This is a genomic window from Rhodopirellula maiorica SM1 (assembly GCF_000346295.1).
GTDB lineage: Bacteria > Planctomycetota > Planctomycetia > Pirellulales > Pirellulaceae > Novipirellula > Novipirellula maiorica.
The window spans coordinates 1-9,129 of the sequence record NZ_ANOG01000068.1; the positions used below are offsets into that span (position 1 = coordinate 1).

9 protein-coding genes are annotated in these 9,129 nt (G+C 54.2%); 4 read left to right on the forward strand and 5 right to left on the reverse strand.

All coding sequences use genetic code 11. The features are described from left to right. Together RMSM_RS02090 and RMSM_RS02095 are read right to left on the reverse strand one after the other, a co-directional pair. Positions 1-879: Gfo/Idh/MocA family protein (locus RMSM_RS02090; RefSeq protein WP_144057305.1), on the reverse strand; the 879-nt coding region annotated here is incomplete at its 3' end. A gap of 60 nt (positions 880-939) precedes the next feature. Then, positions 940-1,974, reverse strand: a complete 1,035-nt coding sequence (locus RMSM_RS02095) for a dienelactone hydrolase family protein (protein WP_008690840.1) — start codon at positions 1,972-1,974, stop codon at positions 940-942. Between the two features lie 253 nt (positions 1,975-2,227). Here RMSM_RS02095 and RMSM_RS02100 point away from each other — a divergent pair, with 253 nt between their 5' ends. Next, on the forward strand, positions 2,228-3,277 hold the full coding sequence (locus tag RMSM_RS02100; protein WP_008690841.1) for a lipid-binding SYLF domain-containing protein: 1,050 nt from the start codon (positions 2,228-2,230) through the stop codon (positions 3,275-3,277). Positions 3,278-3,393: 116 nt separating this feature from the next. Then, positions 3,394-3,597: a BON domain-containing protein gene (locus RMSM_RS02105; protein ID WP_008690843.1), complete on the forward strand. Its 204-nt coding sequence runs from the start codon at positions 3,394-3,396 to the stop codon at positions 3,595-3,597. Between the two features lie 271 nt (positions 3,598-3,868). On the opposite strand, the gene RMSM_RS02110 is transcribed toward RMSM_RS02105, so the two are convergent. From RMSM_RS02110 to RMSM_RS02120, 3 genes are all read right to left on the reverse strand, one after another. Continuing rightward, positions 3,869-4,756, reverse strand: a complete 888-nt coding sequence (locus RMSM_RS02110; protein WP_008690844.1) for a dienelactone hydrolase family protein — start codon at positions 4,754-4,756, stop codon at positions 3,869-3,871. Between the two features lie 143 nt (positions 4,757-4,899). Beyond that, positions 4,900-5,343, reverse strand: coding sequence for a methyltransferase family protein (locus RMSM_RS02115; RefSeq protein WP_052031448.1), 444 nt, complete (start codon positions 5,341-5,343; stop codon positions 4,900-4,902). A gap of 224 nt (positions 5,344-5,567) precedes the next feature. Next, positions 5,568-6,590, reverse strand: a complete 1,023-nt coding sequence (locus tag RMSM_RS02120) for a universal stress protein (protein WP_236621969.1) — start codon at positions 6,588-6,590, stop codon at positions 5,568-5,570. A gap of 323 nt (positions 6,591-6,913) precedes the next feature. Between RMSM_RS02120 and RMSM_RS02125 the strand changes: the two genes are divergently transcribed. Next, positions 6,914-8,398, forward strand: a complete 1,485-nt coding sequence (locus tag RMSM_RS02125; RefSeq protein WP_008690848.1) for a cytochrome ubiquinol oxidase subunit I — start codon at positions 6,914-6,916, stop codon at positions 8,396-8,398. Beyond that, positions 8,395-9,129 (forward strand): cytochrome d ubiquinol oxidase subunit II (cydB, locus tag RMSM_RS02130; protein ID WP_008690849.1); only part of this gene is annotated, 735 nt, incomplete at its 3' end. The genes RMSM_RS02125 and cydB, both read left to right, overlap by 4 nt.

Consider the following 9,129-nt stretch of genomic DNA (forward strand, 5'->3'; position numbering starts at 1 on the left):
ATCAAAGAAAACGGGAATACCACTTTCGGTATCGTAGCGAGCGTGCAAACGATCTCCGGCGAGGGGACCGATTCCTTCGCTGCCAGGCACGACGTCCTCTGCGGTGGCGGGACGATCGCCCGCGTAGTAGGTAGCCGAACACGCGGTCGGATTGCCGGCAAAGTAGGCGGCGAGATTAAATAGGTGCGTTCCTAAGACCCACAGGTCCTGCCCGCCACCTCGTGCATCCTCTTTACCACGACAGCGAATCTCGAGCACTTTTCCAATCGCCCCGTCCTCGATGGCTGCGTTGGTCACCGGAAGTGCTGGGTGATAACGATTGCGATGAGCGAGCGCGAATCGTGTCCCGGATCGTTCGCAGGCGGCAACAATTTGGTCGGCCTGTTCCAAGGTGGCACAAAACGGCTTTTCGCAATAGATTCCTTTCGCGCCCCCTTCGATCGCGGCCATGATCATCGCATGGTGTTGATCGACATGGCGTGGCCCGACCGCAACGATCTCGGGCTGTTTCTGCTGAATCATTTCGCGATAACTTGAAAACGCATGCTCACAGCGTAGTCGTTGTTTGGCTTGTTCTCGCCCGTTCGGATCCGCATCGGCAACACCGACGATTTTTGTTTCAGGCAAATTCAGCCAGACGGTGTCGATGCCATGCCCAAAGTTCCCATGCCCCGTATGTCCGACCACGCCGATTCGCCACTGCTTGGAATCGCTTGCATGGCCGAGTGCGGGTGCGGTTGCCAGTGCGGTTGCCGTGGAAGTGATAAAAACGCGGCGTGTCATGTTCGCGGTTTCGACTGCTTTCATCGGTTGTGAATCGCGACGAATGGAATCGACTATGGAACGTTCGTTAGCTGCAGAGCAAGGTAGGTGGGGCATTGGATTTGAGGGGGATCAGCTTGGGTAGGTGGGGCTGTCAAACGGCGAGGAAAATGGCGTTTATCTTTGGTGAATGACCTTTGCCATTTTGGGGATGACAAAAGGAATATAGACGAAACCAGAATAATGGTTTCCCAGCATTCGTACATGGTGACTCGGATCCAAAGCTGCGGTTTGGGCCAGATCAATGGCGTTTTGGATAGGAACGACTTGATCAAAGTCGGCCGAGTACAACCATGTGCGTTTGGGGTCCAAGCGATGCGCCATTCGCAACGGCTCGACCCGGTTTACGATTGCCGCGATTTGGTCTGGCGTCATGCCGGATTGCTGAAGTTGTTGGCGAAATTTTGCCGCGTCTTTCCGTCCACTTTGAATCACCTTCATTAAATTGCCGCCAGCCAACAGGATGAAGACGTTGTCGTAACCACAACCGTCGGTGCCGCTATCCAAGCAAGCGCTGGTTGCGGAGACAAAGCCGCCCAGACTGGTGCCTTGTAGAGATACGCGACCATCTTGGACATATGGCAGCGCCGCGACGGCGTCGCGGGCACGTCGGACATCTGCGACGGCTTGCGGAATCGCATCGATCAGCCTTTTTCGATCGGGCCGCTGTTCGCTCGAACGTCGATTTCCGTAATAGGGCAGGTGGATTAGAAACGCATGGACACCACACGTCTGGAACCCGCGCGCGAACACGCGGCCCACCGCCATCTTGGATCCAGACTCATGCACGACGACCACCGCCGGTGCAGTAATCGGTTTGCCATTTCCATCGCGCGCAAAATAACACTCCATCGACACCTGATCGTTACGCGAATCACCGCTCGGGATCGGCGATGGAAACATCGCGATCGCGTCTCCTTTTCCTGTCAAAGGGGCCTCCCATGACACTTCAAACTCGCTTGGCGGCCAGACCAATCCCGTCAAACAATCGCGTGCATCGTCGGAATCTTCTCGAGGCGGATCGAGCGTATCTTTCGCAACAAACGCTTTGAGCGGCAAATGTGGCATTTCGGCAGTGGCATGGAGTGTCCATATTGCCGCCAAGAAAACTGCAAATGCAAGCAAGGATTGAGGCCGTCGTAAATAGGTCATCCGGTACCGCCGTTGTGATTGCAGTGGGGAGAGAAATCGAGAGATTTAAATGCAGCCGCTACTATAGTCGATCTAATGTGCCACAAGTGTCGAAGTCACTGATCCTCGGCATGATTGCTTCTCGCTAGATAAGTGAATCACCCATTCGTGTTCATTTATTTGATGGGATGCTCTACACTTCATTGGCACACCCGATGCGGGCACTGTCTTGGTTGCTGAGGAGTCTCGCCCCCTTTTTGCGTGGAAATCTAAAATGAATCGTCCCTGTCAGCTCGCAGCAATCACGCTTGCATTCACAGCATTCTCGTGGACCTCGACCTCCAACGCTCAGGTGTTGGAAGAACAGGTCATGCAAGCCTCGGCGGCCGTTTTCAACGAAGCAATGACGGCACCGCTGAACCGGATCCCCCAAGCCATGTTGGCCAATGCCAACGCAGTAGCGATTGTTCCTAATGTGATCAAAGGCAGCTTTATTGTCGGTGCCCGTCGTGGCCGCGGCTTGTTGTTTGTGCGGGAACCCGATGGCGTATGGCACGCTCCGGTATTTATCACGTTGACCGGAGGAAACATCGGATGGCAGGTTGGGGTGCAATCGTCCGATATCATTTTGGTTTTCAAAACCGAACGAAGTGTCCAGGGGATCTTGTCCGGAAAGTTGACACTTGGTGCCGATGCCGCCGCCGCGGCAGGACCGGTGGGGCGGGAAACCGCTGTTGCCACCGATGGCCAACTGCAAGCGGAAATCTATACCTACTCGCGTAGTCGCGGTCTTTTCGCTGGCGTTTCGATCGATGGTTCGGTCCTGCAAGTCGATCCTTGGTCAACCGGTGCGTATTACCGCAGTCCGGCTCCAGGCCAACCGGTCGTTGTGCCTCCATTGGCGGACCAATTGACTCAAATCGTGGCAAGTTATGCGAATACCACCGCGATACCGCCAATTCCGGTCTCCGAACAAGACCCACAAAGCGGATGGATCCAACAACATGCCGCGACTCATTCCGAAGGCCTTCGCACTCAATTAGTACAGCTGGCCCCTAAACTTTATGACATGCTTGACGATCAATGGAAAAACTATCTCGCGCTACCATCGTCGCTTTTTCTCGACGGTACCCCGACCACACCTGAGCAACTACAGGTCACTCTGGATCACTTTGGCGTTGTCAATAACGACCCCCGCTTCCAGGGGCTGGCGGCTAGGCCCGAGTTTCAGTCGGTCTACAGCCTGCTAAAGCTATACCAGCAATCGTTGACTCCCGACGCCGCAACACTGCAATTGCCACCTCCGCCATCGACATCACGATGAAGGTTTAATCGCATAATATTTTACCTGCATTGCCATTGTTGTCTGATTCCGTGTATGCTTCGGGCCTGGTTTACGCGTGGACAAATTAAGGGGGCACCCACGATAGGGGCTGAGTCATGAAAGACAGTATCGAATCGAGGCTACGTGCGTCACTGCAACGACTCGGCTTCAGCGAAATTGAGGTCAGCAGCGATGACGACGGGCACGTGCAATTAAGCGGTACCGTGAATAATTCGAGCGACAGGACTTCGGTCTTGACCATTGCTCGTACCACCCCAGGTGTGAAACGTATCGCAAACCAAGTGAACGTGCTGTCGTAGCTGACTGTCTGCGAGAGATGCTACTTGCGGGGTAAGGCGACCCACCCCGGCCGATGCTGTAGGTTACCGGCACCAGAAAACAAAACGGCAGATTCTTGGCCGTATGATCCAAGCGTTAATCCAAGGACACCACGCGAGTCGTCGTTAGGACGACACGCATGATGGAACACGAGGGACCAGCGAGCGGATTCCTTCCCGCTGGAAATACATCGGGCAAACAAGCAGGCAGCGAAGTGCCCGTCTTGAGCTAGTGAGTGTAATCCAGGCTCGTCTAGCTCAAATGCTTGTTGAAGAATGCGATCGTACGCTGCCATGCAAGTGTGGCGGCGTCTTTGTCGTAGCGTGGAGTGGTGTCGTTGTGAAAACCGTGGTTGACTCCCGCGTACACAAATGCTTCGAATGGTTTGTTATTCTCTTTCAGCGCTTGCTCAAACGCCGCCGCGCCCGCCAGAATGCGGCGATCGAGTTCCGCGTTATGAATCATCAGCGGTGCGTCGATTTTGGCGACGTCGCTGGCATCGGGTTGGCTGCCATAAAAGGGAACCGCCGCGTCGATCACATCCGGAATCTGAACCGCCAATTGATTCACCATTCCGCCACCAAAACAAAATCCGACCGTGCCGACTTTGCCGGTGGAAAGTTCATGTGTGTCCAAGAACTTAGCCGCTGCGATGAAATCATGCGTCATTTCATCACGGTCACGCTTGGCCTGCATCGCGCGACCTTCGTCATCGTTGCCGGGATATCCCCCAAGCGGCGACAGCGCATCGGGTGCAAACGCAAGAAAACCTTCGCTGGCCAAACGGCGCGCACCGTCTTCGATATACGGGTTCAACCCGCGATTTTCGTGGATGACCAACACGGCCGGAAACTTGGTGCCTTTCGCTGGACGAGCTAACAATCCTTTCATCTCTCCCGCGCCCTTAGGTGAATCGTAGGAGGCCGTTTCGGTCTTGATACGTGGATCATTTGGATCCACTTGTTGAGCCCACGCGTAGTTGGGACTCAAGTTGGCCATCAGGGATTCCACCGTCAGCCCACCAACAGCAAAGGCCGCCAATCGACTGACATACTCGCGTCGATTCAATCGTCCGTGAGCGTAATCGTCGTAAAGGTCGAGAACTTCTTGATCAAACTGTTTCGCATCTTTTCGTTGCATCGCATGGTTCCGCAAGAGTCAGAGACGGTCGAATTGGGGCCGCGAACCAAAATCAATGGTAAACGGCCGCCCTTACATTGGCCAAAGTATATCAGTTTGGCATTGTCAATGCATCGATCGGTAACCCGGCCGGATTCGCGGACCTAATCTCGCAAAATTTTTGGAAACTTAGGGATCAGCCCTCCGACGGTTTGCATGTAGTGCGGGTATTCTGGGAACCTTGCACTCATCATCTTTTCTTCATAATTCGCCTTGATCACCAGCACGGCCGTTAACGCGACCCAAGCCGCGACACGCCACGGGGTGATCGTCGGAAACAGCAGCATCAGTGTGAACCACAGCAACCCGCTGTACATCGGGTGTCGAACGATCGCATAGGGGCCGCTGGTCACCAGCGTCGTTTTCTCGGTCACCGTCGGATGCACACGAAGCTTTCGTAGTCCGACCGCCGCCCACGCCGAGATCGCCAAGGCGATACCCGGTACCGCCAATAACAATTGCAACCATGGCACTGGATTCCATGAGGCCGAAAGCACAATCGCGGCCGCGAGTACGAATTGGGCGGCCACGAGAGACCAAAGAACCATACGATACCAATCTTTGATTTGACGATTGCCGCTAGAAAACAGTCGACCGAAGACATACTCGCATCGGTTAGCGTACGCCTATCGGCTGACGGTTAAACGAAGAAGTCTAAAGTCAGAATAAATCACCAAATCGTCCGCGACTTCCGCGACGCCAAAGTAACACAAATGCTTCCCTTCGTTTGATCCAACGACAAATGTAACCGCAGGGTTCCTCTCCAGCCAGCTCAGTGCGCCGATGCGTGAGCTTTCGCTGCAGCCTCTTGGGTTGCTTCGCGATGGTCATGTTTGTCACGCACGATCAACACGCTGCAATGGGCATGACGAAGCACGTATCGCGACGTGCTTCCCAAAAACACACGGGTCAACAATCCGCTGTCGCTGTCGCCAATCATCATCAGATCGCCACCGTGTTCGTCGGCGTACTCTACCAACGTCTCGCCAATGTGATCTCCTTCGACCAAGTGGGTTTCGGTATCCAGCCCCATCTCTTGGATTGCCGACTCCAACCCCAGCATATGTGCATTGGCTTGTTTTAAGTAGTCGGTCCAAAACTCAGACGCTTTCTGTCGTATGTCTTGTCGGTAAAACGAATTGATATGCAAGATCCGCACTAAATGGACTTCAATTCCACCAGCCCATTTAAACGGCCGCAACCAATCAACCATCCGTTGGTCTTCGGGACGTCCGGACAACGCGATCACAATTTTTCGTAGCGAAGGCGCTTGACTTGATTCACGCAGCGGGCGGACGATCAACGTCGATGTACCACTGTGCGTTGCCACATAATCGGAAATGCTGCCTAACAGCACTCGCTGTAGTGCCGAATGCCCAACCGCCCCCAAGACTATCAAATCCGCATCGGTTTCCTCGGCTACATTTAGCAATTCGGTTGACGGTGATCCCACAGGAACGTGCGTCTGTAACGAATGAACAGGACCGTTCAAACCCGTGGCGGTTTGCTGAACACGCTGTTTCGCCGCTTCGCATTCCTCGTCAATAAACAACCCTAGATCCGTGGGCATTAACATGGTCCCCGAATCGATCATCATCGGTGGCACGACCGCCGAAACAATGTCCAAGTCGATCGGACGGCGAAACGGCAACGACAATAGATAGTCGGCAGCCGCCTTGGAGTGTTGCGATGAATCGTTGGCTAGTAATACACGCATGATGAACTCCAGTAGGCATCGATAGGGGATGCGATCGCGTGCCGAAAAGGACACGTCAACCGTTGCTTGTGGTGTCATTTCATGGCAATTCGGATGCCATCTTTCATTGTATCGAGTTTTCGTGTTTTCAGCCGCTAAAGATGATCCGCAACGCACAGTTGCGTGGCATTGCCAGTGCGTCAGTGCACAACGCAATTGGTTGCGATGCGGTTGTGGCATGAACCACAGACAATACCGAAATCCGAAATCTGCTTGCGTCTGCTGCGATCGTCGCGCGGTTTGCCTGAGTGTCCTCGTGCTAGCCGGGGTGATCGGTGAACGCTGAGTCCATCTGCCGCATCTGTGCAGCCGATGTTTTTTCGCCACAATAATGAGGGGCCACGTTAGACAAAGGAAACGGGATGGACGTTGAAATACTCAGCCGACTGCAGTTTGCGCTCACCATCATGTTCCACTATTTGTTCCCTCCGCTTTCCATCGGATTGGGGCTTCAGTTGTTTCTGTGCGAGTGGCGGTACTTTCGCACACGCAATCCGGCTTGGGAGGCGGCGGCACGTTTTTGGACTCGTGTGTTTGCCGTCAATTTTGCGATGGGCGTCGCCACCGGTATCGTGATGGAATTCGAATTCGGCACGAACTGGGCCGCCTATTCGCGTTTTGTTGGCGATGTGTTTGGCTCGGCTTTGGCCGCAGAAGGGATCTTTGCGTTCTTTCTCGAGAGCGGCTTTCTAGCCGTGCTGGTATTCGGCTGGGACCGCGTCGGAGTGAAAATGCACCTGTTCAGCACCTTGATGGTGTTTTTGGGATCGGTGTTCAGTGCCGTCTGGATTGTGGTCGCTAATAGCTGGCAACAAACGCCCGCGGGCTACCATATCGTGTGGCATGACGTGCAAGGCGAATCGATGCCTCGCGCCGAAGTGACCGATTTTTGGCAGATGGTGCTGAATCCGTCTTCGGTCGATCGGCTGACTCATACGCTGATCGGCGCGTTTGTCTTGGGAGCCTTTTTTGTTGCATCGGTTTGTTCATTCTATCTATTGCAGAAACGTCATCTCGAAGTGGCTCGGCGGTGTTTGTCGATCGCATTGCCATGCTCGCTATTGTTCACACTGCTGGCTGCGATCACGGGGCACGATTCGGCTCAAAAATTGGTGGAAACTCAACCTGCGAAGCTGGCCGCGATGGAGGCTCATTTTCAAACCAACGATCGCCCCACCGGGCTCTATCTGTTCGGTTGGCCCGATGCCAAAAGCGAAAAGGTGCATTACGGTGTCCAGGTGCCGTATCTATTAAGTGTGATGGTGTACAACGATCCGATGAAACCGGTTCCCGGGATGGACCAGATCCCTCAGGACCAGCGACCTCCAGTGTGGTTACCGTTCCAAACATTTCACTTGATGGTCGGCATTGGAACGATGATGATCGTCGTGGCAGCGTTTTCGTGTTGGTCATGGTACCGCGGCTCGCTCGACAAACGACGATGGTTGCTTTGGATCATCGTGTTCATGCCTGTCGCCGCGATGACCGCCAATCAAGCGGGTTGGGTTACCGCCGAGGTCGGCCGCCAACCTTGGATCGTCTACCCCTCGGTGCAAGATGGCGTCGAGATGATGGGATTGCGAACCGCCGACGGATTGAGCGAATCAGTGACGGCGGAGCAAGTGCTCAGTTCGATAATCCTGTTCGGTGTTATTTATTCGCTGTTGTTCGCGGTGTGGGTGTTTGTGTTAAACCATAAAATTCAGCATGGCCCTGAAACTCCCGAAGAACTCACGCGGTACAAACGTCGGCTGAGCGGCGAGTACAACGAGGAATCGATTTCCGAAGTGATCAGCCACCAAGGGACAAACCGAGGCGGCGGGTTGATGGAAGAGGGAGTGCGATGAGCTACGAAACGCTGACGTTTATCTGGTTCGTGTTATTGGGCATCCTGCTTTGCGGCTACGCGATTCTGGACGGATTTGATCTTGGCGTCGGGATCTTGCATCCGTTCATTGCCAAAGACGACCGCGAGCGACGTTTGGTGATGAATTCGATCGGTCCGCTTTGGGATGGAAACGAAGTCTGGTTGGTGACCTTTGGCGGAGCCCTTTTTGCCGCCTTTCCGGTCGCCTATGCAACGGTATTTAGCAGCTTTTATACAGCGTTCTTTTTGCTGCTGACCTGTTTGATCGGTCGCGCCGTCAGTCTCGAATTTCGCTCGAAAGTCCACTCGCCTCGTTGGCGATCGGTCTGGGACGCAGGGTTTTTCCTCTCGTCGTTGACCGCAGCGGCGCTGCTAGGCATTGCTGCGGGGAACGTCATGGCAGGCATGGAATTGGGGCCAATGTACAAGTACGAAGGCAGTTTGCTAAGCCAAATCTATTGGTATCCACTGCTGGTTGGCGGATTGACCGTGTCGCTGTTTGCACTTCACGGCGCGATTTACCTTTATTTGAAAACCGAGGACGAATTGCAAGATCGCGTGCGACGATTGATTCCGCCATTGATTTACTTATTCGCCGGTTTGTATGTCGTCGTGACGATCGCGACATGGTGGCACGTCCCTCATGCGACCGAGAACATCGCCGCGAATCCCGTGCTTTGGATCGTGCCGATACTGAATGCGTTAGCGGTG